This is a genomic window from Epilithonimonas zeae (assembly GCF_023278365.1).
Taxonomy (GTDB): Bacteria; Bacteroidota; Bacteroidia; order Flavobacteriales; family Weeksellaceae; genus Epilithonimonas; species Epilithonimonas zeae_A.
Genome location: NZ_CP075338.1, coordinates 1,304,888 through 1,329,851, shown reverse-complemented (window position 1 = coordinate 1,329,851; position 24,964 = coordinate 1,304,888). Strand labels below are relative to the sequence as shown.

The 24,964-nt window shown below is 34.0% G+C and carries 23 protein-coding genes; 13 read left to right on the top strand and 10 right to left on the bottom strand.

What is annotated here, in order from left to right; all coding sequences use genetic code 11:
* Window positions 1-33: 33 nt before the first annotated feature.
* Complete coding sequence (locus KI430_RS05770) at window positions 34-315, bottom strand: helix-turn-helix domain-containing protein (protein WP_248877306.1); 282 nt, start codon at window positions 313-315, stop codon at window positions 34-36.
* 382 nt (window positions 316-697) lie between these two features.
* Between KI430_RS05770 and KI430_RS05765 the strand changes: the two genes are divergently transcribed.
* Together KI430_RS05765 and KI430_RS05760 are read left to right on the top strand one after the other, a co-directional pair.
* Window positions 698-1,513 carry an RNA polymerase sigma factor gene (locus KI430_RS05765; protein ID WP_248877305.1) on the top strand — a complete coding sequence of 272 codons (816 nt, stop codon included), beginning with the start codon at window positions 698-700 and terminating at the stop codon, window positions 1,511-1,513.
* A gap of 1 nt (window position 1,514) precedes the next feature.
* On the top strand, window positions 1,515-2,609 hold the full coding sequence (locus tag KI430_RS05760; RefSeq protein WP_248878278.1) for a hypothetical protein: 1,095 nt from the start codon (window positions 1,515-1,517) through the stop codon (window positions 2,607-2,609).
* A 469-nt stretch (window positions 2,610-3,078) separates the two neighbouring features.
* Here KI430_RS05760 and KI430_RS05755 read toward each other — a convergent pair whose 3' ends face one another.
* From KI430_RS05755 to mnmE, 8 genes are all read right to left on the bottom strand, one after another.
* Window positions 3,079-3,825 (bottom strand): DUF6602 domain-containing protein, encoded by a 747-nt coding sequence (locus KI430_RS05755; protein ID WP_248877304.1) that lies wholly within the window; start codon window positions 3,823-3,825, stop codon window positions 3,079-3,081.
* A 219-nt stretch (window positions 3,826-4,044) separates the two neighbouring features.
* Window positions 4,045-5,412 (bottom strand): hypothetical protein, encoded by a 1,368-nt coding sequence (locus tag KI430_RS05750; protein ID WP_248877303.1) that lies wholly within the window; start codon window positions 5,410-5,412, stop codon window positions 4,045-4,047.
* Window positions 5,413-6,015: 603 nt separating this feature from the next.
* Entirely contained in the window at window positions 6,016-6,654 is a 639-nt protein-coding gene (locus KI430_RS05745; RefSeq protein WP_248877302.1) for a hypothetical protein, read from the bottom strand.
* Window positions 6,651-7,532 carry a toprim domain-containing protein gene (locus tag KI430_RS05740; RefSeq protein WP_248877301.1) on the bottom strand — a complete coding sequence of 294 codons (882 nt, stop codon included), beginning with the start codon at window positions 7,530-7,532 and terminating at the stop codon, window positions 6,651-6,653. The genes KI430_RS05745 and KI430_RS05740 overlap by 4 nt, the downstream gene beginning before the upstream one ends.
* A 240-nt stretch (window positions 7,533-7,772) precedes the next feature.
* A complete protein-coding gene (locus KI430_RS05735; protein WP_248877300.1) occupies window positions 7,773-8,933 on the bottom strand; it encodes a virulence-associated E family protein in 1,161 nt (386 codons plus the stop codon).
* A 103-nt stretch (window positions 8,934-9,036) separates the two neighbouring features.
* The gene (locus tag KI430_RS05730; RefSeq protein ID WP_027374281.1) at window positions 9,037-9,321 is read right to left on the bottom strand and encodes a helix-turn-helix transcriptional regulator; all 285 of its coding nucleotides are present in this window, start codon (window positions 9,319-9,321) and stop codon (window positions 9,037-9,039) included.
* 195 nt (window positions 9,322-9,516) lie between these two features.
* On the bottom strand, window positions 9,517-10,656 hold the full coding sequence (locus tag KI430_RS05725) for a site-specific integrase (RefSeq protein ID WP_248877299.1): 1,140 nt from the start codon (window positions 10,654-10,656) through the stop codon (window positions 9,517-9,519).
* A 169-nt stretch (window positions 10,657-10,825) separates the two neighbouring features.
* A complete protein-coding gene (gene mnmE / locus KI430_RS05720; RefSeq protein WP_248878276.1) occupies window positions 10,826-12,211 on the bottom strand; it encodes a tRNA uridine-5-carboxymethylaminomethyl(34) synthesis GTPase MnmE in 1,386 nt (461 codons plus the stop codon).
* Window positions 12,212-12,324: 113 nt separating this feature from the next.
* Here mnmE and KI430_RS05715 point away from each other — a divergent pair, with 113 nt between their 5' ends.
* The 5 genes from KI430_RS05715 to kdpA all read left to right on the top strand — a co-directional run bounded on the left by KI430_RS05715 (window position 12,325) and on the right by kdpA (window position 16,294).
* Window positions 12,325-13,674 carry a sigma-54-dependent transcriptional regulator gene (locus KI430_RS05715; protein ID WP_248877298.1) on the top strand — a complete coding sequence of 450 codons (1,350 nt, stop codon included), beginning with the start codon at window positions 12,325-12,327 and terminating at the stop codon, window positions 13,672-13,674.
* Between the two features lie 158 nt (window positions 13,675-13,832).
* Window positions 13,833-14,192 (top strand): hypothetical protein, encoded by a 360-nt coding sequence (locus KI430_RS05710; protein WP_120213625.1) that lies wholly within the window; start codon window positions 13,833-13,835, stop codon window positions 14,190-14,192.
* Window positions 14,193-14,203: 11 nt separating this feature from the next.
* Window positions 14,204-14,338 (top strand): hypothetical protein, encoded by a 135-nt coding sequence (locus tag KI430_RS18050; RefSeq protein ID WP_262920895.1) that lies wholly within the window; start codon window positions 14,204-14,206, stop codon window positions 14,336-14,338.
* Between the two features lie 86 nt (window positions 14,339-14,424).
* Window positions 14,425-14,502: a potassium-transporting ATPase subunit F gene (locus KI430_RS05705; protein ID WP_120213798.1), complete on the top strand. Its 78-nt coding sequence runs from the start codon at window positions 14,425-14,427 to the stop codon at window positions 14,500-14,502.
* Between the two features lie 94 nt (window positions 14,503-14,596).
* On the top strand, window positions 14,597-16,294 hold the full coding sequence (gene kdpA, locus KI430_RS05700) for a potassium-transporting ATPase subunit KdpA (RefSeq protein WP_248877297.1): 1,698 nt from the start codon (window positions 14,597-14,599) through the stop codon (window positions 16,292-16,294).
* 93 nt (window positions 16,295-16,387) lie between these two features.
* Here kdpA and KI430_RS05695 read toward each other — a convergent pair whose 3' ends face one another.
* Window positions 16,388-16,744, bottom strand: coding sequence for a four helix bundle protein (locus KI430_RS05695; protein ID WP_248877296.1), 357 nt, complete (start codon window positions 16,742-16,744; stop codon window positions 16,388-16,390).
* Between the two features lie 136 nt (window positions 16,745-16,880).
* On the opposite strand from KI430_RS05695, the gene kdpB reads away from it, so the two are divergent.
* The 6 genes from kdpB (at window position 16,881) to KI430_RS05665 (ending at window position 24,651) form a co-directional block, all read left to right on the top strand.
* A complete protein-coding gene (gene kdpB / locus KI430_RS05690) occupies window positions 16,881-18,938 on the top strand; it encodes a potassium-transporting ATPase subunit KdpB (RefSeq protein ID WP_248877295.1) in 2,058 nt (685 codons plus the stop codon).
* A gap of 143 nt (window positions 18,939-19,081) precedes the next feature.
* On the top strand, window positions 19,082-19,642 hold the full coding sequence (locus KI430_RS05685) for a K(+)-transporting ATPase subunit C (RefSeq protein ID WP_248877294.1): 561 nt from the start codon (window positions 19,082-19,084) through the stop codon (window positions 19,640-19,642).
* A gap of 17 nt (window positions 19,643-19,659) precedes the next feature.
* Window positions 19,660-20,739 (top strand): porin, encoded by a 1,080-nt coding sequence (locus tag KI430_RS05680; protein ID WP_248877293.1) that lies wholly within the window; start codon window positions 19,660-19,662, stop codon window positions 20,737-20,739.
* 130 nt (window positions 20,740-20,869) lie between these two features.
* The gene (locus KI430_RS05675) at window positions 20,870-21,991 is read left to right on the top strand and encodes a sensor protein KdpD (RefSeq protein WP_248877292.1); all 1,122 of its coding nucleotides are present in this window, start codon (window positions 20,870-20,872) and stop codon (window positions 21,989-21,991) included.
* On the top strand, window positions 21,991-23,709 hold the full coding sequence (locus KI430_RS05670) for an ATP-binding protein (RefSeq protein WP_248877291.1): 1,719 nt from the start codon (window positions 21,991-21,993) through the stop codon (window positions 23,707-23,709). The genes KI430_RS05675 and KI430_RS05670 overlap by 1 nt, the downstream gene beginning before the upstream one ends.
* A 330-nt stretch (window positions 23,710-24,039) precedes the next feature.
* The gene (locus tag KI430_RS05665) at window positions 24,040-24,651 is read left to right on the top strand and encodes a DUF3828 domain-containing protein (protein WP_248877290.1); all 612 of its coding nucleotides are present in this window, start codon (window positions 24,040-24,042) and stop codon (window positions 24,649-24,651) included.
* Window positions 24,652-24,964 lie beyond the last annotated feature (313 nt).

Here is a 24,964-nt window from a genome sequence, read left to right as displayed (position 1 = left end):
ACTTTTATCATTACAAAAAAATCCCAACTCTCGTCAGGATTTTTTACTTTTAATTTCTTTAATATCGTATTTCTTATCTCGAATAGGTTCATCAGGAAGAAAATCCTTAATGGAGCATCCTAATGCTATTGCAATTAGATTTAGATGGATCAAATTATATTTTGCTTTTTTAGATGGAGCTTCTATCTGTGAAATAAATCCAATATTCTTCCCAATAGAAAGTGAGAGTTCCTCTTGAGTGACACTCTTTGATTCTCGTATTTCTTTAACACGTTTTATAACATATCTTTCTATTTCTTCTAATGATTCATTCATAAACCAAAGTGAATGAAAAACATCAAAAAATATTATGTACTATAGTACATATTTTAGAAAATATTCTTATATTTGTAAAATAAGTTATTGAAATGTAACTTTGCGATACTTCAAAGAAATATAGAAGCTATTGCTTAGAATCTCGAACTGAAAACTGGTAATTTTTAATATGCGAGAGGATAAGTAAAGTAGCTCACGACCTAGGCGTGAGCTCACTTATCTGCATATAAGGTATACCAGTGCCCCAGTTCGGATATGTTGAGTTTCACGCCATTTATTTGGAGGCAAGATGTAGTGAGATATTGCATAAAATGGTACAGATAATTCATTCGGATATCTAAGCAGTTTCTTTTAGCAATCAATAAGCTGAAAAATACCGCTTATGAAAAGAACAAACTCACTACCCCGAAAGCTAACTGATTTTCAGTTATATGAACTGCTGAAAAAAGGTAATCCTGCCTCATTAGAACATATTCATCTACGGTACAAAAGACTTCTTTTCTGGATCGGAAAACAAATGCTTGACGATGATTTTGTTGTGGAAACACTTGTGCAAGATACATTTCTTAAATTATGGTTACACCGTGATTCCATAGAAACGCCAAATCATATTCTTGGCTTTTTGCGGTTTGTTTTAAAAAGAGACTGTATATCTTATTTTACTGCTCCGAAAAATAAATTCGCTCGCTTAACAGCTTCCCTTGAAAGTTTTGAGAATTATCAGGATTATCTTATCGGATATGATCCTCTGCAAGACAAAGAAAATCTTATTCAGCAGGAGTCCGATCAAAAAGATTTTGATGAAGTCAATAAAGTATTAAAGGTGATAAACCCAAAAAGAAAGCACCTGATCGAGCTTTGCCTTCAATATGGCTTTAGATACAAACCTATTGCAGAAGCAATGGGTAGTAGTGTTAAAGATATAAGCAATGAAGTAGCTGGGGCAATAAACGATCTAAAGAAAATCTTAAAGACAAATTCTAATGGAAAGCTAGCGATTGAATCTCAGAAAGACAAGGTTCACCAAGATGAACTTAGCAGTCAACAAATTGAAATCATAAAAAGAAGATTTGAACAGAAATCTTCATTTGCAGTGATCGCACGAGAACTCAAACTTTCTGAAAAAGAAGTGCATCAAGAGTTTCTTTGTGCCTATCAATATTTACAGAATCGGAAAAACTCTGAAATACCTATTTGATATGGAAAAATCTACGATGACACTTACCCGAAAAATTCAGTTATTGATCGATGTTCCATCGGATCAAAAAAATGAAATGTGGGAAAAACTTTATCGATATCAGAACCGTTGTTTCCGAGCGGCCAACTTAATAGCTTCACATTTATATGTCCAGGAAATGATCAAAGATTTCTTTTACTTCACAGAAGAAATCCAATACAAGTTAGCTGATGAAAAAAAAGATCATATGGGAATTTTTAACCGTTCGAAAACTGGCACTACAGCACGAATGGTGTTTGACCGATTCAAAGGGGAAATCCCGACAGATATTCTGGGAAGTCTTAACAATACAATTCAATCAACTTTTTCTAAAAACAAAGCCGATTATTGGCAGGGAACAAAATCACTTAGAAATTATAAAAGAGACATTCCGATCCCACTTCCGGTTAAATGCATTAGTAGAATGAGATTTGACGCAGAAACGAAAGCCTTTTGTTTTAATATGTTTGCGATACCTGTCAAAACATACTTAGGCAGAGACTACACTGATAAGCGAGTGATTATGGAACGTCTGCTAAAAGAAGAGATAAAGCTTTGCACTTCGCAGATACAGCTGAAAGACAGGAAAATCTTCTGGCTTGCAGTTTTTGAATTTGATAAGGACGAGCATCTTTTAAAACCCGAAATCATAGCGGAAGCTTCCCTTTCTCTGGAGCATCCAATAGTTGCAAAAGCCAACAATGTCCGAATCAATATTGGATCAAAAGAAGAGTTTTTGTATCGCAGGTTGGCGATTCAGGCAAGTCAAAAAAGGATTAAGGAGGGTATTGCCTATGCCCGTTCAGAAAATGGAGCTAAACGGAAACAGAAGGCATTATATAAGACAGAAAATCTAGAAAGCCGTTACGTAAGCCATCGGCTTCATTTGTATAGCCGCAAACTGATTGATTTCTGCATCCAGCAACAGGCGGGTACACTTATTCTTAAAAATCAGCAAGACAAAATAGGAATTGCAAAAGAACAGGAATTTGTGCTTCGCAACTGGAGTTATTATGAATTGCAGACCAAAATAAAATACAAAGCAGAAAAGGCAGGCATCGAATTGATTATTGGATAGCCAAGAACAACGAGGGTGCTTGTACACCCGTAGGGTGAGGTCACGGATACTCACTAAATACTCAAGTAGTATATACAACGGCGTGGGCTTCTTTTTATACCTCAAAAACAGGGTAATAAAAGAGAAATAACTAATAGAGTAAACAGAAAATTGCTGAATAAATTTATAAATTCAATTACAGGAAAATCATTAATTGTTAAGGAGCAAAATTTTATATTGTTTTTTTGAAACCAATTTAATTTTTTTTATCAAACAACAAAAATTTAAAAATCTAACTATTTTTCTAATAACATCAAACCCATTCTTTTTTGAGATTTTTAAATTTATTTTAACGTTTGGGTGCTGGCGAAAATGGAGTTTGCAACGCAAGACTTCAATAGAAGTATGAATGTTGAACCTTGCAAAAAATTTTCAATCAAAGCACTTCAGCCCCGCTCTAGACAAATCTATCTTACCTGTTGTTTTACTTTCAAAATTGTCTTTTGAGATTTAGTTCTTTGTCAGTTGCATACCAAATAAAATTGTTTTTCTGAATTGATTTGTTCGCCAAAGTGTCAATAAGGTTTGAAATAAAGAATGAAAAGGAAAGGTCTTCAATATTATAAATTGAATGAGGATTTGTATCATCATTCCATACCTTTATAAACCAATCTTTATTTAAGGAAACGTGATTTACTTTAAACTTCAAGTAATCAATATCAGTTGAAAAGTCTAGGTTGCTTTGTAAATAATTGTCTACGAAAGTTTGCATAGCGAAATTATTTCCGAAACCTTCGTATGAAAATACGCCGTTGAAAAAATTTTGCGTTTTATCTTCTTTACCTGATAAAATAAATTGCCCATTTTCATTTGCTTGATGTAAAACACCGGTTACTCCTTGGTTTTGTAAATTTGCTTTTACTTCAATAATTCCTCTAACTGCATCTGGTGTTAAGATTACAAAATCACCCTCTTTAAATAGTACAGGACTTGCATCATCATAAATTATTAAGTCAATCTGTCTTGATGATAAATGTTCGCCACGATTTTCAGTTTGTTTAATCACAAAACCAGTCCCAATTAAGTATTTTTCAGGCAGGAAACGTCCTATAACATTTTTCAAAACCGCTTCCTTGTAACGCCCGTCTTCACCCCAATGTGTTATCAGGCTTCTGACTTTATTTGTCAAGGCTAAAAGTTCACTTGATGTTGTTCGATGATAGTCTATTAGGCTCATGGTGTCGGTTTAAAAAATTATAGCTAACGGAAAAGGATGTGCGACGTGCGGGAATTCGAAGAATTAAAAGTTCAAGAATTCGGAAACTTAGCAAATGCTTTTTCATATTGTTAAAATTAAACAATCAAAATGAAAAGCAATTTGCGGAATAAAAGGAGTAGAATTTCAATTTTGTGCTTAATACCATATTTTGCAAAACTATGCTATTTGCAGTTTTTTTCAGTTAAGAAGTTCATTAATATATTCAAAAATAGATATTGGATGGTAATTATCAAATAATAGCTTAGAGATTATTCCGCCTCCTAGCATAACAAAATTTCCATTTTTAGGATTAACAAACTTAATCGACCTATTGTCTATTGTAAAAAAATTCTTAGCATTTTCTTTATTTTCTTCTAATAATTTCTTCGTCTCTTTTCGAGATAAAAATTCTGTTTTTATTCCAAAAATCTCTTCAAATCTCTTAAAGAACATTGTGAGATCAATACCAATAATAATTCTAATATCATCAAATAATATTTCATTAATTATTTCCGGAGGTAGAGGTTTTGCAAATATTGGTTGAGAAGTAGCATTTATAATTTCTTTGTAATCAGCAATTATATAGTTCTTAGATTGTTCATCTAAGATTGCGCGAATAGCAATATTTGATAATATATATGAATCAGGCTTATACGCACCTAAATGTATTATTGATAAATCTTCTACAAGATACGCCCAGTTTTTGTCACTTAAACCAGAAATTGTTCTCAGCATTTCATTATGATAATAATGTGTAGGAGATTCATTGGAAATAATTTTTATTTCTTTTCCTGTTTTGTGATCATTTCCTTCTTCATTGTTAACAACATCAATTGCATCTTGCATTCTTGCATCTTGCTTAAGCATTCTTTGCAATTGTTCTAACTTTTTTTTATCTAATTCTTTTATGGTATTGTTAATTATTTCATTACTAATGTCACTTTGATAGATTTTATTTTTAATTTCAATAAGTTCTTCATTGATTTTACCTTCTTTAAGTTCACAAATCCCAACCCCATTTTTTCTCTTAATAACTAAATCTCCAATTTGTACAAAATTTGTCAGGTCTGATATTAAAGCAAATTGTAAAGGATCTTCATTAATTTTATCTGCAACATTTTTCACGTGCAAAATATTGGAATTTGTCAATGTTTTAGGAGTTTCTCCAATATAAAACCTTTTGGTTATAAATGTCTGTCCACCAAATAATTGCCATGCTATCCCATCCATTATGTAAGAAAGAAGTTTCAAGCGATATGATATTAAATCTATATTACTTTTTATCTTTTTTTCTAAATTCTTATCTCTGTTTTTTCTACTTGTTTTTAATTCGATTTTAGCTATGGCTAGTTTCTCTTGATAAAAAATAATTTGATTAATAATTTCATTTTGAGCCTTTTTGAAACCTTCATTTACTAAAGACAAAAATTTTGTTTGATTTTCTTTAGTCCAGTTTTTAATATTTGGTTCTTCACAAATATTTTCATTCATATTTGAAACTGCATATGAAAATGCAAGATCACATATTTCTTTATATTCTTCTTTAAATTCAGATTTTGATTTCATAAAGTTGTCAGCGAAATGTATTATAAAAGGCAGATGTTTTCCAAATTTACGTATTGCGTCAATCTGATTTATATAACTTTCTTAAAGCTATTTTCTACTGCTAATATAAAATTTATTTTGATGGTTTGATTATTAGTACTTACAAATATTTTTATATTGATTTTTTCTTGGCTTAACGAATGTTTTGTTTTTCTGATAAAAGCAAACGCAGATAAAATAAATTCCACTGTTTAGACTGAACTTGAAATAGCCACATCAAATTGACAATCAAAAAAAACATTTAATACTAAATTGCATCAATTTAGTATTTTCACTCACTACTTTTACTTCGCTTTCTCAATAGTCTTTTTCTTTTCACCAGCAATTTCTTCTATATATATCTAAACAAAATACATAGTTTTCTATTCTTAAAAAAAAAGGATTTCCAAAACAAAAAAACGAGTTCCGAAGTTTTTTCACCCTTTTCGAAGAAAAGGCAAGAGAGTCTTTGATAGTACAAAATGAAAATTTTGTATATACAAAGACACATCTTGCTATGTAATTTTCGTAAAACAGAAATATTATTTAGTCTACCTTAATTTAGACCAGTCGGAATGGTTGATTTTAGTCTAGCATAGGTCTCTTGATAATTGGAAGATTAATTAGCGAAGAACCTTTATTATAATGTGAAACATCGAGTGTATTTATATTTTTTTCAAGAGTAGATTGCCAATTCAAAATAGGTCTTCCAAGTGAATTTTTCCAATCTGCTTCTTCCCATTTTTGAAATTTTTGAATCAATAAATCATCCAGTTTTTCTGAATAGTCCTTCAAAGTTTTTGCAAAATCCATAAACTGTTTTAAGTTCGGATATTTTGAAAATGAACTTTTTGTATTAATTTCCGATTCCACAATGGTTTTTAATCCATCAATCGGCTTATCTATTATTTCATAGGTTTTTGGTGTTACTTTTGGCATTGGGTTTCCATTTAAAATAAAACGATTTGGAAAACCCGGATTTCTATTATAATCTAAAAGTCCTAAAAGTTTGAGCTTATTTTTTGCAGTGATGACTGTTTGCCTGGAAAGCCCAAGCTCTCTTGCCATTTGATAGTCTGATAAAACAATTTCTTTTCGTGGATCTTCACATTTGTACAGGATAAAAGTAAATACAGCTATAGTATTTGCGCCGATTTTATTTTTTGAATTTAAATCAAACATTTTCTCAAATAAGTTCCCATCAAAAGTTTTTGAATTTCTCATCTCTTAAATGCAGATTTATATTGTTTTTGAACTTCCTCGGTTTTCTTTGTAAGATATTCATTCAAGTCCTTGAAATCTGAATAGAGAACCCGGCAATCTTCTATTCTTTTTGTTTCATTTCGAATGATTTCTACAGCACGATTCCCGGCTTGGTCATTATCAAAATAAAGCTCAATATTTTCATATTTTTCAAGAGAATTTTTAATATTTTGAATCATAGAGACAGAGTTCAAAATGAGATAATCAGACGGTCCTTTTGCCAATTGATTTTCTATAGTTTTAAAAGAAAGAAAGTCGAAAAATCCCTCGAAAATCCGAAGTGAATCAGAACCGTTTTTAATGGTTGTGACATCTTTTTTACCTAAGCAGATTTTTGAATATTTATTGCGGATTTCGTAACCGCCTGAATCGTTTTTGAAACCAATTCCAAAATAGTTTTTATTGTTATTCTGATAATGGATTTGCTTTAAAAATTCGGTTTGATTTTGTACTTTTCTTTCTCTCAAATATTCCAGGAGTGCCGGATGCTGGACATTTTTAATTTCAATTATCTCGTAATTTTTCGGAAGATTCTCAAATTTCTGATAAGGAACATTTTGCTTTTGAAAAGAAGAAAAATAGTGATTCTCTGCCCAAACTAAAACTTCACTTACTGAAGCATTCAGATATTTCCTCATAAAATCGGTATTATTACCTCCAATTCCTTCTGAAAAGAGGTACCAATAGTTTAGGCTTTTATTGATTTTAAAAGAGGCTTGGGATTCGCTGGCAAATGGGTTGAGATACCAAGCTTCTTTTTCATTTTGTTTCGTGGGAAGGTGTCCGAGAGAAAAGAGGACTTCTTCCAACGGTATGCTGTTGAATTGTTTACAGTTCATAGAATCTTATTTTTGTGTTTTGTTTATAAAGTTTTTTTAAAAGTTCGCCTACCTTACTACCTATGCCTTTGTTCATCGAGGTTTCTACACATTTTACGTCCTACCTTTCATTACCTGGTTACCTTCATTTATTTTAGGTAATTAGGTAAGTTTACTTTTATTCAGTTACCTTATTATAAACTTTGTACTAATGGTAGTTTCTGAAATTTTCAGGTAAGTGGTAAGTAATTTTAGATTATTTCATTCGTCAATTTTCCTTCGGATCAAATATCCATAGACTTGTCTTTTCGGATGTTTAATTCTTTCATAGTTCATTGCGGTCAAGGCTTTACCAATTTTTATAATGTTCAGCCGTACACCAAGCGCATTGTTCATAGCAAGCATAATGTCCGAAGGCGTCAGAAATTCACTTTGCAGTTTGGATTTTTCGAAATGATTAAGGATAATTTCCTGTTCCAGGGATACCTGTTTGAATTTTTCATTCCGCTTTTCATTTTCCTGGATATCTTCAGCCGTGAGTTCAGGATTGTAATTTTTTCTTTCAAAAGCATTATAGTATGCTTGTGACCAAACTTTTTCAATATTGATTTCCTTAGAATAATTGAAATCAATCTCCAAAACTTCAAAAATCTGCCACCGCACACTTCCGGTTTCATCGGTTAAAAAATCCGACCGGTTGGTAGACCCACAAAACGAAGCCGTTCGGTGCATCAATGATGATTTTCGATCGTAAGGCAAACGTGCATTGACGGTATTTTTTGAAATGAAGGATTTAAGAATATTAACATCTGTTTTTGACATTACCGAAAGCTCATCAATATTGACCAGAAGGTTTTTACATAAGGAAATTAAGCCATCTTTATCAACACCAATGTCTTCTGTATAATATTGTTCAAGACTTGCAGGAATGAGAAATCGCAGAAAACTCGTCTTTCCACTGTTTTGCTTAGTATTGAACAGCACAAAACACTGTTTGTTGATGTAGCCGGGTTTCAATGCACAAATTACAGTCCTGGTTATCCACTTCTCGAAATACTTTTGGAAGGATTTATCATCGGTCGTCTTTACATAACTGCAAAGCTTACTGATATGGTTATCGTTGTCCCAATTTTCCAAGTTTTCGAAATATTCCCGAATCGGATTGTACTGCTGAATCAAATGACTTCTGACCAGAATCTCCAACTTATTAATCGGAATATCAATTCCTGCTCTGACAAGTTCTATAAATAATGAGTTCAAATTGAGTGGTGACCATTTTTTATCCGAAACAAGTTTAATTTCAAGCTCAAGAGAGATTGTGTTGAATCTAATTGAATATTTTGAATTCAAATAATTGAGCGTTCTGTCAAATATTGTTTTCGTTTCTGTCTCAATTTGATACAGAATCTTATTTTCTTCCATAAAACATTTTTTGATTTTGGAAGGAGTCACAAATAATTTTTATATTTGCTCTTTACTTCCAGTAAAACAAACATTTAAACCTAACTATGGCAGTAGTTAGGTTTTATTTTTTGCGTAAAGAAAATTCTATTGCTTCTTGTTGGATCTCATCGTTTGATTTATGGCTGTTTTTGAGCAACCATTCGTCAATTTTTTTTCGTTCAAAGAATAGAATTTTTCCGGAAGGTTTTGAGAATGGGATAGAGTTGGTATGAACCAATTTGTAGATATAGGATTTCTTGAACCCTGTGTAATCTGAAAGCTCTTCTACATTAAGAATTGCCTTGAGCCCGAAAATATGCTTTTCAATTCGGTTGAGCTTATGAATGATGATTTCGTTATTTTCCATCTGTTTCTTTTAATTGGTTTAACGAAACAAAAGTCAACAATAAAAACCATAAATGGAAGACTATCAATAGCTTGCAGGCTAAATAAGAATACTTTGGACTAATTTGAAATGTTAAAAGGCTAAATAAGATTATTCTGGATTCAACTGGATGAGAAAGTGATTTTATTTGAGTTTAAAAATAGAAAACGGAATTTTTTATAACTCGATATTTAATTCCGGAATAATCTCAGCAGCTTCTTTCATTTTGCTATCCACAATTTTTGCATAGATCTGAGTCGTTCTCAATTCCCGATGTCCCAGTCTTTTTGAAACTGTGTAAATATCAGCGCCATTTTCCAGAAGTAAGACAGCGTTCGTATGTCTCGCTGAATGAAAAGTAATATGCTTAGGAACTGCAGCTCGATTGCACCAACGGATAATTTCAGTATTGTAGGTCATTCCATATTTCAAACCTTTGAAAACTCTTGCTTGAGGATCTTGTCTTTCGCCCAGCAATTCCCTGGCTTGTTTTGAGATGTAGAGATATTCTACGCCATCTGTTTTTTCCTGTCGGAAATTGACTCTGGAAACATCACCTTCATCACGAACTTCTTTCCAGGTCAAAGTATTAATATCCGACCACCGTAGTCCTGATAAACACGAAAAAAGAAATGCTTTTTTCAAAACCGGGTATTTGCATTCCGCTTTTGCTAAACGTTGCAATTCATCAAAAATCAGATATTCTCTTTGGCTTTCCGCTTGTTCAAAGGATTTTACTTTTGACGCATAATTTACTGTCAAATATCCATTATCGAAAGCACTTCTTAGAGCAGCTTTAAACTTGTTGAAATATGAATATTTTGAGTTCTGAGAAAGTGGCAGCTCACTTTTTGTGAGAGCATCTTTTTCGAAATATCGGTGAACTTTCTTGACGAAGCTTTCATCAATTTCATCGAAAGTCATATTTTTTGGAACAATCTTTTTGAGATGTTGTAGAGTCGATAACCAATTACCGTAATTATTAGAAGTATCTTGTTTTTGTTTTTCTTCTGTCAACTCCTCAAAGTATGTTAAAAAAGTCCTTTTACTTTTTACAGTATCTTTCAAATCGTAGCGACCTTGAACATATTCAGCTTTTTTGATTGCCAAAATACTTTCGGCAAGAGCCATAGTTTCTTTATTTTCTTTTTTTTCCTTAGCCGACTTTGGATCGGGGTGCAAATACAGTTTTAAATACTCAAAATTTCGCAGGTGAACTCTTCTTCCTTGTGCATTAGTAGAAGAACCCTTGTAATACTCAATGAAAAGACTAATCCTTCCATCAGCTAAATTTTTCTGTTTTAAAGTAATATTCATATCTTTTATTTAAGGTGTACATTTGTACACCTTTGCACTGCTTTTTGTAGTTCGAGGTGTACACCAGGTGTACAAATATATAAATAAACTCCAAAAAGAGAAAATAAAATTTGTATAAATGGTTGGTAATCAAAGAAAATAAATAAAAAGAAATCAAAGAAAAGCTAAATTATTTCCCGATACAAAACTTCGAAAAAATATTTCCTAAAACCTCATCATTGCTGAATTCCCCAGATATTTCGCCAAGATATTCTAAAGCATTACGAAGTTCATAAGCCAAAAGTTCCGTTGTGATTTGCGAACTCACCGCATCATCAACTCGTTCAACTGAATTCAAGGATTTTTGCAAAGCTTCATAATGACGTTGATTGGTAATGACAACATTTCCCTCTTCTGATTTCAGATGCTCTATGTAGGAAGATAACTCATTTTTCAAATCCTGAATATTCTGGTTCTCAACGGCTGATATTTTTATAAAATCAAAATCCGTGGAGATTTCGTTTCTGAAAATCTGTTCTAATTTTTCATATTGAGTTGGAATCACTTCATCAATTTTTGTAGCACAGATAATCAACTTCAGATCAACTCTCAATAGAGACTTTATCATTTCTATATCTTCTGAAAAATCCTCAGTTCCGGCATCAGCCAGATAAACTAAAATCTCAGCATTCTCTACTTTTTCTTTAGCTTTTTTTACCCCAATCGCTTCAATTTCGTCTGATGTTTCGCGTAAACCAGCTGTGTCAATTAAACGGAATGCATGACCTTTGATATGGAGAATTTCTTCAATCGTATCACGAGTTGTTCCTGCGATATTGCTTACAATTGCTCTCTCTTCTTTTAAAAGTGCGTTGAGAAGAGTGGATTTTCCAGCATTCGGTTTTCCAATAATTGCGACTGCCGTTCCATTTTTAATGGCATTTCCGTACTGGAAACTTTCAATCAAAGAATTTAGCTTATCCTCTATTTTATAAAGTAAGGATTTAAGTGCGGTTCTGTCAGCAAATTCCACATCTTCTTCAGCAAAATCAAGTTCTAATTCTATTAAAGAAGTGAAGTTCAGCAAATCATTTCTCAGGAATGAAATTTCGTTCGAAATTCCGCCTTTTAATTGATTCAAAGCTACTTTTCTTGAAGCTTCGTTTTCAGACGCAATCAGGTCTGCAATAGATTCAGCTTGAGACAAATCGATTCTGCCATTCATAAAAGCGCGCATTGTGAACTCTCCCGCTTTCGCCATTCTTGCGCCATTTTTAATTAAGGCTTCAAGAATTTTTTTACCAATGTAAGGCGAGCCGTGGAAAGAAATTTCTACAGAATTTTCTGTCGTGAAAGTTTTTGGTGCGTGAAAAACAGAGATCATTACTTCATCAATCGTTTCATCTTCATCCTTGATAAAACCATAATGAACTGTGTGCGATTCCACCTTTTCCAGATTTTTACCTTCGAATATTTTATTGACAATTTCAAAAGATTGATTTCCGGAAACTCTAATGATTCCAATAGCTCCAATTCCGTTAGCTGTTGCCAGCGCACAAATAGTATCCTGATTCATGCTCACAAAGTTACGGGTTTTTAGTTAGTCTATCGTTTGTAATAATAATTCAATATTAATTAATTTAGTAAGTTTTGAATACAATATTTACATTTGCATCATAATCTCAGCCATTGAACAAAATCCTAATCATAGACGACGAAGAAAAAATCAGGACTTTACTTTCCAGAATTATCAGTTTGGAAGGTTTTGAAGTTTTTCAGGCCTCTGATTTGAAAAATGCAAAAAAGCGATTAGAAGTTTCTGATATTGATGTTGTTATAAGCGATGTCAAACTTACCGATGGAAGCGGTGTTGAATTTTCTAAAATTATTAAAGAGAAATATCCTTCAGTAGAAACTATTCTTTTGACGGCTTACGGCAATATTCCGGATGGTGTTCAGGCAATTAAAAACGGCGCTTTCGATTATATTACAAAAGGTGATGACAACAACAAAATTATTCCTCTTGTTTATAAAGCGTTAGAAAAAGTTGTTCTCAATAGGAGAGTTTTACAGTTGGAAAAACAACTCGACAACAAACAATCTTTTGACAATGTCATCGGAAAATCAAGACTGATTCAGTTCGCTATCGATTCAGCTAAAAAAGTGGCTGGAACTGATGCAACAGTTTTGCTAAATGGGGAAACCGGAACTGGAAAAGAAGTTTTTGCGCAGGCTATTCATAATGCAAGTAATCGCAATAAGCAAAATTTTGTAGCCATCAACTGCTCGGCTTTCAGCAAAGAATTATTGGAAAACGAATTGTTTGGTCATAAGGCGGGAGCTTTCACTGGCGCAATGAAAGATTCAAAAGGAATTTTTGAAGAAGCCAATAACGGAACTGTTTTTCTTGATGAGATAGGAGAGATGCCATTGGATTTACAGGCAAAATTACTTCGTGTTTTAGAATCTGGCGAGTTTCTGAAAGTTGGAGACAGCAAACCTACCAAAGTTAATGTAAGAATAATTGCTGCAACGAATCGAGATTTGCAAAATGAAATCGACAAAGGAAATTTCCGTGAAGACTTGTTTTATCGAATTAATATATTCAGTATTGTTCTGCCATCCTTGCGTGAGAGAACTTCAGATATTGAGGAACTTGCTAATTATTTTTTGAGAAAATTCACACAAAAAATCGGAAAGAAAATTACATCGATTTCCAAAGAATATTTGGATGTGTTGAAAAAGCATATTTGGAAAGGAAACATTCGTGAACTTAGGAATGTTATAGAGAGAAGCGTAATTCTGGAAGATAGTCAGGAATTAACAATTCAAAGCTTACCTTTCGATTTGCAGCAATTGTCGACATCTGATACTTCTAGCAACAAATCCTTGTCAGCATTTTCTATGGCAAGTGCGGAGAAAATTCATATCCAGAAAACTCTTAATTATACTAAAGGAAATAAAGCTGAAGCTGCGCGTTTGCTGGAAATAGGAATTGCAACTTTATATCGCAAAATAGAGGAATACAAAATATCTTAAATTAATTATCATATTGAGAAAAAGCCTATCATTTTGATAGGCTTTTTTGTTGTCCAAATTTCAAAAATAAATTTTAATTAATTGATTTGCAATTGATAGGATGATTAAGTTCTTAAAGGGAATATATCTTGGCATAACTGGTTCAAAATAATAATAAAATGAATCACACAGAAGCCATTCAGGAAATCATCAAAGTTGCACCTGAGTCCGAAGAAGAGTTCAAAGAAATCTACAAGACCAAAAATTCTTTTATGGTCATCAATGTTTTCACAAAACAAATCCAGAAACTGATACAAAGGAAAGACAAAATAGTATTGATAAATTGTCTCAACAAAATGAATGAGATCTACAGAAAAGGAGACGAAACATTGAAGAATGCGGTAGAGTCTATTTTTATTTATTCTTTGGATAGACTCACTTTTTCTTGCGACAGAGTTTACAAAAATCTCATTTTCGAGAAAATTCCTGTTGGTCTACAGAAAGCTTATTTCCGTCAGGTTTACAAATCCGGATTATAAATTTCCAAACAATGAAAAACCGAAATCAAGGGAATTGGGAACAGTGGAAAGCTTCCAACTCAAAACATAATCTTCAGATTCTAATCGTCAATCTAACTGTGATTCTCAGTGTTTTTGTATTTGCGGCAATTATTCAATTTTCATAAAAATTTAAAATGACAACACTATTAATCATTACAGGACTACTTCTGTTCGTAATCTTTTTTCTAACCGTCAAATACTTCGAAAAAATATGACTGCATTATTTATCATTGCTATTGCCGTCTTCGCATATATGTGTTACGTGCTTGTAAAACCGGAAAAATTTTAAAAAGGTGAAAAGTTTATGGTAAAAAGTCAGAAGGTCTGTGCCGCTTTCTTTTACCTCTCACTTCTTACTTCTCACTCACTTCAAATTAAAAAAAATGAACTCAGAAATTTTAGGAATTATATTAATGTTCTTTCTCGCTGTTTCTCTTGCGATACCATTGGGAAGATACATTGGCAAAATATTCAGTAATGAAAAAACTTGGCTGAATAAAATTTTAAATCCCATAGACAACATTTTCTACAAACTTTCAGGTATCGATCCGGAAAAGGAAATGACTTGGAAACAACATTTGATCGCTCTATTAACTATTAATCTAGTTTGGTTTCTAGTGGCAATGTTTGTTCTAACCAATATGGACTGGCTTCCATTGAATCCCGACAACAATCCGTCAATGAGCGGTGATTTAGCATTTAATACAGCGGTAAGCTTTGTGACCAATACCAATCTTCAGCATTATTCAGGCGAAACAGGAATGTCATATTTAGGACAATTGACATTGATGCTTTGGCAATTCATTTCTGCAGGTTGCGGAATGGCTGTGGCAGCTGTTGTTTTTATAGCGATGAAGGAAAGAACTACTGAGAGATTAGGAAATTTTTACTTCTTTTTTATAAGAAGTTGTACAAGAATTTTGTTACCAATTGCAATCATAGTTGCCTCTCTGTTGGCATTCAATGGAACGCCGATGACTTTTGAAGGCAAAGATTCGATTGTTAATTTACAAGGTGATAAAGTCGAAGTCAGCCGCGGTCCAGTTGCTGCATTTGTGGCCATCAAACATTTGGGAACAAATGGAGGTGGATTTTTTGGTCCCAACTCAGCTCATCCACTAGAAAATCCAAATTACTTTACCAATATTGTTGAGATTGTTACCCAAATGCTGATTCCGTTAGCAATGATTTTTGCGATGGGATATGTAATCAAAAGAAGAAAATTGGCGTGGACAGTCTTTGGTGTAATGACGATTGGTTTTCTGATTCTTACGATTCCTACAATTGTCTCAGAAGTCAATGGAAATCCAAATATTTCTCAAATGGGAATTTCTCAAACGATGGGCAATATGGAAGGGAAAGAAATTCGTTTTGGTTCTGCAGCTTCGGCTTATTGGAGCATCGCAACTACCGTCATTTCTACAGGAAGTATCAATTCTATGCACGACAGTTTTATGCCGATTAGTGGAATGAATCAACTGCTCGGAATGATGGTCAACTGTTTCTACGGCGGTGTAGGTGTTGGGTTTCTCAATTTCTATATATTTATTATTCTCGCTGTCTTCATCAGTGGATTGATGGTTGGCCGAACGCCAGAATTCCTCGGAAAAAAAATTGAAGCTAAAGAAATGAAAATCGCAATGATGATTGCACTTCTTCATCCATTTTTGATTCTTGCAGGAACAGCGATTGCAAGTTATACTTATGCCCATAATCCTGAAGCTTATGCAAGCTGGCTCAACAATCCTGGGTTTCACGGTTTCAGCGAAATGCTTTATGAATTCACCTCATCAAGTGCCAATAACGGAAGCGGTTTCGAAGGTTTAGGAGACAATACACCATTCTGGAATATTGCCTGTGGAATCGTGATGTTGATGGCAAGATATCTTCCAATTATTGGTCCGGTTGCGATTGCAGGAAGTTTAGCTGCTAAAAAATACATTCCCGAAAGTGCAGGAACTTTGAAAACCGATACTTCCACATTCGGATTAATGGTTTTTGCGGTCATTGCATTGGTTGCAGCTTTATCTTTCTTTCCGGCTTTGGCATTAGGTCCAATCGCAGAATATTTTGGTGGGTGAGAAGTGAGAAGCAAGAAGTAAGAAGCAAATCACTGACAAAATATTCTGTGATTGGTTTTTACATCAAACTTCTGACATCTAACATTTGACTTCTTACGCACTAAGCAACTTACGCTTTAATCCATAAACCAGTTTTCCGATTAAATCAAGTTTTTCATTTAGTAAACGAAATTCGTCATCAGATAAAAACTTTAAATCAGATGAAATAATAAATAGAGTGTCCAGCTCAGCAATAGAACCAATGGCAATGTCCAGAAAACGAATAAATTCTTTTTTACTAGTTCTTGCTGCCCCCTCAGCAATATTCAGTGGAATTGACAATGCTGCTCGGCGCATCTGCGAAGTGATGCCAAAAAGTTCTTCTCTAGGAAATGATTTAGTAATTACATAAATCTCTTTTATTAATGAAATGCTGTCGCTCCAGGCTTTCAAATTTCTATGTGGTTTCATCAAATGTTTTTATAAATAAAACTAAAAAAAAATTTTAATATGGAATTTTGGATCATTGCATAACCTTTAAAATAATCTAATTGTGATCGATTAAAAACTTCTCACATTTCACATCTTACTTTTAACTCATAAAACAATGAAAAATAATAACAATTTGTTTCAGGCAGAACTCGTCAACGAAGCTTTGAAACAATCTTTTATAAAACTAAATCCAGCTAAAATGTTCCGTAACCCGGTAATGTTTATGGTTTGGGTAGGAACGCTGGTAATGGCTGGCGTTTGCATCTGGATTGCCGCAGGAGAACAAAATCAGGGAAGTTTGATTTACAATATTGTCGTGACTGCAGTTCTTTTTATCACTTTGCTTTTTGCCAATTTTGCCGAAGCTATCGCTGAAGCTAGAGGAAAAGCTCAAGCCGATTCACTTAGAAAAACAAGGGAAGAAACGCTCGCAAAAATGGTGAAAAGAGAGATGTTGAATGTAAAAAGTCTTTTCGATTTGAATTCTTCTGACTTCTTACTTACAACTTCTAACTCGCTAAAAAAAGGTGATGTGTTTCTTTGTGAACCTGGCGATATTATTCCATCCGATGGAGAAATTATCGAAGGTCTTGCTACTATTGATGAAAGCGCCATCACAGGAGAAAGTGCACCGGTAATCCGAGAATCCGGTGGCGACAAAAGCAGTGTAACAGGCGGAACTAAAGTTCTGTCAGACAGAATAAAAGTAAAAGTTACGACAGAACTTGGCGAAAGTTTTCTGGATAAAATGATTGCTTTGGTAGAAGGTGCTTCCAGACAAAAAACACCCAACGAAATTGCTTTAACAATTCTTTTAGCAGGATTTACCTTAGTTTTCATCATCGTTACTGTGACATTGAAACCATTCGGAGATTATGCACACACACCCATTACAATTGCGGCTTTTATCTCATTATTTGTTTGTTTAATTCCAACTACCATCGGCGGATTATTGTCAGCCATCGGAATTGCAGGAATGGATAGAGCTTTGCGAGCCAACGTGATTACGAAAAGTGGAAAAGCGGTAGAAACGGCTGGTGACGTAGATGTTCTTTTGTTGGACAAAACAGGAACCATCACCATCGGAAACAGAAAAGCGACTCACTTTCATTTGGTTAACGGAATTAATGAACAAGATTTCACGAAAGCTGTTGTATTAAGTTCAATGGCTGATGAAACACCTGAAGGAAAATCCATCATAGAATTAGCTGGTGTTAATCCTTTAAGTTATGAAATCAACAATTCGGAATTCATCAAGTTTACGGCGGAAACAAGAAGCTCAGGTATCAATTATGACAATATCCGAATCCGAAAAGGTGCTTCTGACGCCATCCGAAATTTGGTGGAAAAAGCAGGAAATCAATTTCCGAAAGAAACAGAAGAAGCCGTAAAAAATATTTCGAGCAACGGAGGGACACCTTTAGTCGTTTCGGAAAACGAAAAAGTTTTAGGCGTTGTAGAGCTTCAGGATATTATCAAACCGGGCATTCAGGAACGTTTCGAACGCTTGAGAAAAATGGGAATTAAAACGGTGATGGTAACTGGGGATAATCCTTTGACTGCTAAATACATCGCTGAAAAAGCTGGTGTGGATGATTTCATTGCGGAAGCTAAACCGGAAGATAAGATGAACTACATCAAGAAAGAACAGTCAGAAGGCCGTTTGGTTGCAATGATGGGCGACGGAACCAATGATGCTCCCGCACTCGCTCAAGCTGATGTCGGTGTAGCAATGAACAGTGGAACTCAGGCGGCGAAAGAAGCCGGAAATATGGTGGATTTGGACAACGACCCGACCAAACTGATTGAAATCGTGGAAATCGGAAAACAGCTTTTGATGACCCGCGGAACCTTGACGACGTTCAGTATTGCCAACGATGTCGCAAAATATTTTGCCATTGTTCCGGCGTTGTTCATCGCGTCGATTCCGGCGCTCCAAGGTCTTAATATTATGAATCTGCATTCTCCGGAAACCGCCATTTTATCAGCAGTTATCTTCAATGCGATTATCATTCCGATGCTTATTCCACTGGCTCTGAAAGGCGTTGCTTACAAACCAATTGGTGCCAGTGCATTGCTCAGAAGAAACCTTTTGATTTACGGTTTGGGAGGCGTTTTGATTCCTTTCATTGGGATAAAAATCATAGACCTTTTGGTATCGTTATTCTTTTAGATGAGAGAAGTAAAAGGTGAAAATTGGTGAGGTTGCTAGTTTTAGGGCAAACCACTACAACATTATAAAAGTTAATTACTAATTCATCATCTAACATCTAACATCTGACTTCTAACTTTTAACTAAAATAAAAATCAATCAAAATGAAACAAAATATATTACCAGCCATCAGACTCACAGTAGTTTGCCTCGTATTCTTTGCTGGATTCTATACCTTAATCGTTTTTGGAATCGCCCAGTTTTCTCCCAACAATGGAAAAGGCGAAATTCTGACTTTCAATAATAAAAAATATTACGCCAATATTGGTCAAGCCTTTACGGAAGACCAATATTTCTGGCCGCGTCCTTCCGCTGTAGATTATAATGCAGCCGGAGCAGGAGGAAGCAACAAAGGTCCGAACAATCCTGATTATCTTAAAACGGTTCAGGAAAGAATAGACAACTTTTTGAAACATAATCCGGATGTCAAAAAATCAGAAATCCCTTCTGATTTGGTCACAGCAAGCGGAAGTGGATTGGACCCGAATATTTCTGTTCAAGCAGCTAATGTTCAAGCTAAACGAATTGCAAAAATCAGAAATCTTAATGAAAATCAAATTGAGAAATTAATCACTTCCAATACAGAAAAACCTTTTCTGGGAATATTCGGTACAGAAAAAATCAATGTTCTGAAACTCAATATTGCTTTAGACGGTTTGAAATAATTACGAAAAATTAAAGAATGAAAACAACTATAAAACTGGCATTTTCTATGCTTGGATTATCCACTATGCTTTTTGCACAGGAAGAAAACAAACCACTGAAAATATCTGGCTACGCAGAATTATATTATCAGTTCGATGCTAATAATCCTAAAAATAATTCACGTCCTTCATTTATTTACAGCCACAACAGAAACAATGAAGTCAATCTGAACTTAGGCTTCATCAAGGCCAATTATGAAACCGATAAACTCCGAGCCAATCTCTCATTAGCAACCGGAACTTATATGAATGCTAATTATTCTGCGGAATCTGGTGTGCTGAAAAATATCTATGAAGCCAATGTTGGCGTGAAAATTTCAAAATCAAAAAATCTTTGGATTGATGCAGGGATTTTACCTTCTCACATCGGTTTTGAAAGTGCGGTAAGCAAAGATTGCTGGGCGTTGACCAGGAGCCTGCAGGCGGAAAATTCGCCTTACTTTGAAAGTGGAGCCAAGATTTCTTACACCAGCAATTCAGGAAAATGGTTTTTAAGCGGTTTGGTGCTGAATGGTTGGCAAAGAATCCAGAGAATTGAAGGCAATGCTACTGTGGCGTTCGGTCATCAATTAACTTATAAACCGACCGAAAAAATCACCTTGAACAGCAGTTCATTCATCGGGAATGATAAACCGGACAGCCTCAGACAAATGCGATATTTCCATAATTTTTACGGCATTTTTCAATTGACGGATAAGTTGGCGTTGACAACAGGATTTGATGTTGGCGCGGAACAAAAAGCGAAAGGAAGTGAGCAATATAATGTTTGGTATTCGCCCTTGATTATTGCGAAATTCAGTCCGACAGGAAAGCTGAGTTTTGCTGTGAGAGGTGAGTATTATCAAGATAAAAAAGGCGTCATCATCTCGACTGGGACGGATAATGGTTTTCAAACTTTTGGATATTCTTTGAACGCCGATTACTGGATTCTTCCGAATTTGGTTTGGCGAACAGAAATCAAAAATTTGAACAGCAAAGACCAAATTTTCCTGACCAGAAATGATGCTTTTAAGAACAATAATTTTTCGGCAGTGACATCGTTGGCCGTTAGTTTTTAAATGGTGAGAAGTGAGAGGTTAAAAGTTAAAGGTGAATGTTAAAAATTTGGCACTAATTAACTAAAAACTAACTAACTTCAATCCAATACTTTTTACCTTTTACTTTTAACTTCTTACCACCGAAAAAATTATGGATGAGAAAAAATCTGCGCAGGACTTCCTCGATTTAATCAAAAAATCAAGACGGGGAAAATTCAAAATTTACATCGGAATGAGCGCCGGTGTAGGAAAAACCTACCGAATGCTTCAGGAAGCGCATACACTTTTGTCAAACGGCATCGATGTAAAAATTGGATATATCGAGACTCATAACAGAAAAGAAACACACGCTTTGCTTGACGGACTTCCGGTGATTCCCAGAAGAACATTGTTTTATAAAGGAAAAGAGTTGGATGAGTTGGATGTACAGGCGGTCATCAATCTACGTCCGGAAGTCGTGATTGTGGATGAGTTGGCGCACACCAACATCGAAGGTAGCAAAAACGAGAAACGATGGCAGGATGTGATGGAGATTCTGGAATCTGGCATCAATGTCATCAGCGCAGTCAATATTCAGCATATCGAAAGTCTTAATGAAGACGTGAAAAACATTACTGATATTGAAGTCAAAGAAAGAATTCCTGACAGTGTTTTGGCTCAGGCTGATGAGGTAGTGAATATTGATTTGACAGCAGAAGAATTGATTGACCGATTGAAAGCAGGGAAAATCTATGACCAATCTAAGATCAATTCTGCACTTAGTAATTTTTTCAAAAGTGAAAATATCCTTCAACTGCGTGAATTGGCTTTGAAAGAAGTAGCTTCCCAAGTTCAGCGGAAGGTGGAAACCGAAGTTTCATCCATCAAAAATATCAGGAAAGAAAAGTTTTTGGCTTGCATTAGTTCCAACGAAAAAACGGCGAAAAATGTCATTAGAAAAACGGCGAGATTAGCCAATTATTATAACAGCCAATGGTGTTTGCTTTATGTTCAGATTCCTAGAGAACGTGCAGATAAAATAGCGCTGGACAAGCAAAGACATTTGATTAATAATTTTAAATTAGCAACAGAATTAGGCGCTGAAATTATAAAGGTTGAAGGTACAAATATCGCTCACACCATAATGGAACAATGCGAAGAACGGAAAATCACGACAGTCTGCATCGGAAAGCCGCATCTTAATCTTTGGAAAATAATTGTGGCGACGGATACTTTCAATTCTTTACTTAACAGATTGTCAAAAGAAAATATAGATTTAGTCATTCTTTCATAATGAAAATTAAAACAAAACTTAACATCGGTGTTGGTCTTCTTTTTATAATGATATTCATCCTGTCTGTTCTGAGCGGATGGTATATCAATCAATTGAAAAAAGATACGAATAACATTCTGAAAGCCAACTACAATACTCTGGAGTATTCCCGCAATATGCTTCTTGCTTTGGAAGAAATCAATACGGATCCACTCGCTTTCAATGTGTTTGAAAAACATTTGAAAAATCAACAAAAAAATGTGACTGAACCGGGAGAGAAAGAAGCTACAGATAATGTTGTGATTCATTTTCAGGCTTTAAAAAAAGATTCAAAAAATACGATTCTTCAATCATCGATAAGAAAAGATATTGCTGAATTGATGCAACTCAATATGAGTGCGATTGAACATAAAAGCAGTATTGCAGATTCTACGGCTAAAAGCGCGATTATGGTAATTTCAGTCGCTGGAATGTTATGTTTTATCATTGCCTTCATTTTGTTGGTAAATCTGCCTTCCAATATTGCAAATCCAATCAAAACGCTCACTGAAAGTATCAGGCAAATAGCAAATCAGAATTATAAAGAACGGGTTCATTTTGAAAGCAGAAGTGAGTTCGGAGAATTGGCAAAATCCTTCAACACAATGGCTGAAAAGCTTCAGGAATACTCTGAAAGTAAACTGGACAAAATCATCAGAGGCAAAAAACGCATCGAGACTTTGATTGATAACATGCACGATCCTGTAATTGGTATTGATGAAAATAAAAAAGTACTTTTCGTAAATGACGAAGCGTTGAAAATTACAGGCCTTAGAAAAGAAAATTTTGTCGGGAAATTGATTCAGGAGGTGGCGGTGAACAATGATTTAGTGCGGGATTTGATTAAAGAAATGATTCAATCTACAAACAATATTTCAGATAAAGAACCGATGAAAATTTATGCAGACGGAAAGGAAAGTTATTTTGAAAAAGAAATCATTGACATTAATGTTATTCCAACTGGTGAAAAAAACAGTCAATTTATTGGTCAAGTAATTATGCTTCGAAATATTACACCTTTCAAAGAATTGGATTTGGCTAAAACCAACTTTTTAGGAACGGTTTCGCACGAATTCAAAACCCCAATTTCTTCCATCCAAATGGGACTTCAACTATTAGAAAATGAAAGAATCGGAAACCTGAATGATGAACAGAAAAACCTAGTGAACGGAATCAAAGAAGACTCTAACAGACTCTTAAAAATTACAGGTGAATTATTGAATATCGCTCAGGTAGAAAGTGGTTCTATACAAATCAATTCAAAATTTACTAATGTTCAAGATATCATTGATTATGCTGTAAATGCCAATAAATCAGCAGCTGAGCAAAAGCAAATTAATATCAAAATTAAAGTAGAAGATGGGTTGACAAATATTTTTGCCGATGAAGAAAAAACGTCTTGGGTTCTCAATAATCTTTTGTCAAATGCCATCCGATATTCTTACGAAAACTCAGAAGTTGAGATAGATGTTCGAAATCAAAATGATAAAGTCAAATTTTCAGTTAGGGATTTTGGTCGTGGAATAGAAGAACAATATCTTGATAAAATTTTCGATCGATATTTCAGAATTCCGGGTACAAAAAAAGAAGGGACTGGATTGGGATTGAGTATCAGCAAGCAGTTTGTTGAAGCCCAAGGAGGACAGATTTCGGTTGAAAGTGAGCTGGGTGTGGGGAGTTTGTTCTTGTTTAGAATATAAGTTACTAAAAAAATCGATTAAATATTAGAAATTCATAAGTGACGCTAATAGATTTCTATTGGCATTATTTATTTATAATAGTTGGATTTAGGAAGCTAAAATAAAGCACATTAGAAAAAACTACAAAAGAATGCAGTTTCCTTATCAAAATCAATATTTTTACAAAAAACAACAAATGATTAAAAATAAGCATAATAGAAGGTGAATTTGTAGTAAGAAAAAGATTAATAAAATGTTGAAGAAAAGGAAGCCTTAGAGTTATTAAAAATGATAGAACAACGGTAATACTTAATATTCCGATAATTAATTAAGAAAATCAAAAACACAATAATGAAAAAACTAATAACAACAACTCTTTTATTATGTCTGCTTTTTGCAACACAATCCTGCGAAAAGAATACCGTTGAAAAAACAACTCGCCAATCAGTAAATAATAGAGAAACATCAATAATAAAGAATAATTCAGACATCCAGACTGTAAAGGATTTTTTGAATTGGTATAAAACCAATCAGAATATGCTTTATAAATTTCATAGCATCAAAGGTGGCATTCTTTCAGAAAATGAAGATGCGGAAAACTATTATGTTGATTTCAAACAAGTGGATAAGGAGGTGAAATTCCTTTCGAATTCGAAATTATTTACTCAGAATTTTCTTAGTCAATATCGTCAGAAATATGTTGAAGGCGATGAGCATTTCAAACAAGATCCAGAAAATGACGGTCCGCCTTTCGGATTTGATTATGATTATTTCTTTATGACCCAGGACGATTATGAATCTGATTTAAAGAATATTGATAAGGTTAAATTCAGTTCTATTTCTGAAAATGATTTCTCCAGATTTGTGAAATTTCACCTGGATATTTGTGGAATGACTTACCAATATACACTCAAAAAGGAAGATGGTCATTGGAAAATCGACAAAATAGAAAGTATATCCTAAGTTTTCTATTTACTACGAATCATAAATTGTCTCAAACGGATTGTAAATGGTTCTAATTTATATCATCGGTTGAACGTAATTCCGAAGAAAACAAAATTATACAATTGAAAGGTCATTATAATACCGAGGAAGATATTTGGGAAAATCCTTACCCAGCTTTTGATAATCGTATCAGTTTTGATAAAAAAAGAATGGAAAAACAATAATATGTAGTATATATCTTACTTAGGAATGATTTTATATTTAAATTGTTTAAAATATAACGAATTGTAGTTCGCTCAACTTATATTTGAAAAAATAATATTATTAAAAC

Excerpts from the sequence above, each read along its gene's own strand:
- KI430_RS05770 (WP_248877306.1), bottom strand. The coding sequence starts at position 315 with ATGAATGAATCATTAGAAGAAATAGAAAGATATGTTATAAAACGTGTT.
- KI430_RS05765 (WP_248877305.1), top strand. The coding sequence starts at position 698 with ATGAAAAGAACAAACTCACTACCCCGAAAGCTAACTGATTTTCAGTTA.
- KI430_RS05760 (WP_248878278.1), top strand. The coding sequence starts at position 1,515 with ATGGAAAAATCTACGATGACACTTACCCGAAAAATTCAGTTATTGATC.
- KI430_RS05755 (WP_248877304.1), bottom strand. The coding sequence starts at position 3,825 with ATGAGCCTAATAGACTATCATCGAACAACATCAAGTGAACTTTTAGCC.
- KI430_RS05750 (WP_248877303.1), bottom strand. The coding sequence starts at position 5,412 with ATGAAATCAAAATCTGAATTTAAAGAAGAATATAAAGAAATATGTGAT.
- KI430_RS05745 (WP_248877302.1), bottom strand. The coding sequence starts at position 6,654 with ATGAGAAATTCAAAAACTTTTGATGGGAACTTATTTGAGAAAATGTTT.
- KI430_RS05740 (WP_248877301.1), bottom strand. The coding sequence starts at position 7,532 with ATGAACTGTAAACAATTCAACAGCATACCGTTGGAAGAAGTCCTCTTT.
- KI430_RS05735 (WP_248877300.1), bottom strand. The coding sequence starts at position 8,933 with ATGGAAGAAAATAAGATTCTGTATCAAATTGAGACAGAAACGAAAACA.
- KI430_RS05730 (WP_027374281.1), bottom strand. The coding sequence starts at position 9,321 with ATGGAAAATAACGAAATCATCATTCATAAGCTCAACCGAATTGAAAAG.
- KI430_RS05725 (WP_248877299.1), bottom strand. The coding sequence starts at position 10,656 with ATGAATATTACTTTAAAACAGAAAAATTTAGCTGATGGAAGGATTAGT.
- mnmE (WP_248878276.1), bottom strand. The coding sequence starts at position 12,211 with ATGAATCAGGATACTATTTGTGCGCTGGCAACAGCTAACGGAATTGGA.
- KI430_RS05710 (WP_120213625.1), top strand. The coding sequence starts at position 13,833 with ATGAATCACACAGAAGCCATTCAGGAAATCATCAAAGTTGCACCTGAG.
- KI430_RS18050 (WP_262920895.1), top strand. The coding sequence starts at position 14,204 with ATGAAAAACCGAAATCAAGGGAATTGGGAACAGTGGAAAGCTTCCAAC.
- KI430_RS05705 (WP_120213798.1), top strand. The coding sequence starts at position 14,425 with ATGACTGCATTATTTATCATTGCTATTGCCGTCTTCGCATATATGTGT.
- kdpA (WP_248877297.1), top strand. The coding sequence starts at position 14,597 with ATGAACTCAGAAATTTTAGGAATTATATTAATGTTCTTTCTCGCTGTT.
- KI430_RS05695 (WP_248877296.1), bottom strand. The coding sequence starts at position 16,744 with ATGAAACCACATAGAAATTTGAAAGCCTGGAGCGACAGCATTTCATTA.
- kdpB (WP_248877295.1), top strand. The coding sequence starts at position 16,881 with ATGAAAAATAATAACAATTTGTTTCAGGCAGAACTCGTCAACGAAGCT.
- KI430_RS05685 (WP_248877294.1), top strand. The coding sequence starts at position 19,082 with ATGAAACAAAATATATTACCAGCCATCAGACTCACAGTAGTTTGCCTC.
- KI430_RS05680 (WP_248877293.1), top strand. The coding sequence starts at position 19,660 with ATGAAAACAACTATAAAACTGGCATTTTCTATGCTTGGATTATCCACT.
- KI430_RS05675 (WP_248877292.1), top strand. The coding sequence starts at position 20,870 with ATGGATGAGAAAAAATCTGCGCAGGACTTCCTCGATTTAATCAAAAAA.
- KI430_RS05670 (WP_248877291.1), top strand. The coding sequence starts at position 21,991 with ATGAAAATTAAAACAAAACTTAACATCGGTGTTGGTCTTCTTTTTATA.
- KI430_RS05665 (WP_248877290.1), top strand. The coding sequence starts at position 24,040 with ATGAAAAAACTAATAACAACAACTCTTTTATTATGTCTGCTTTTTGCA.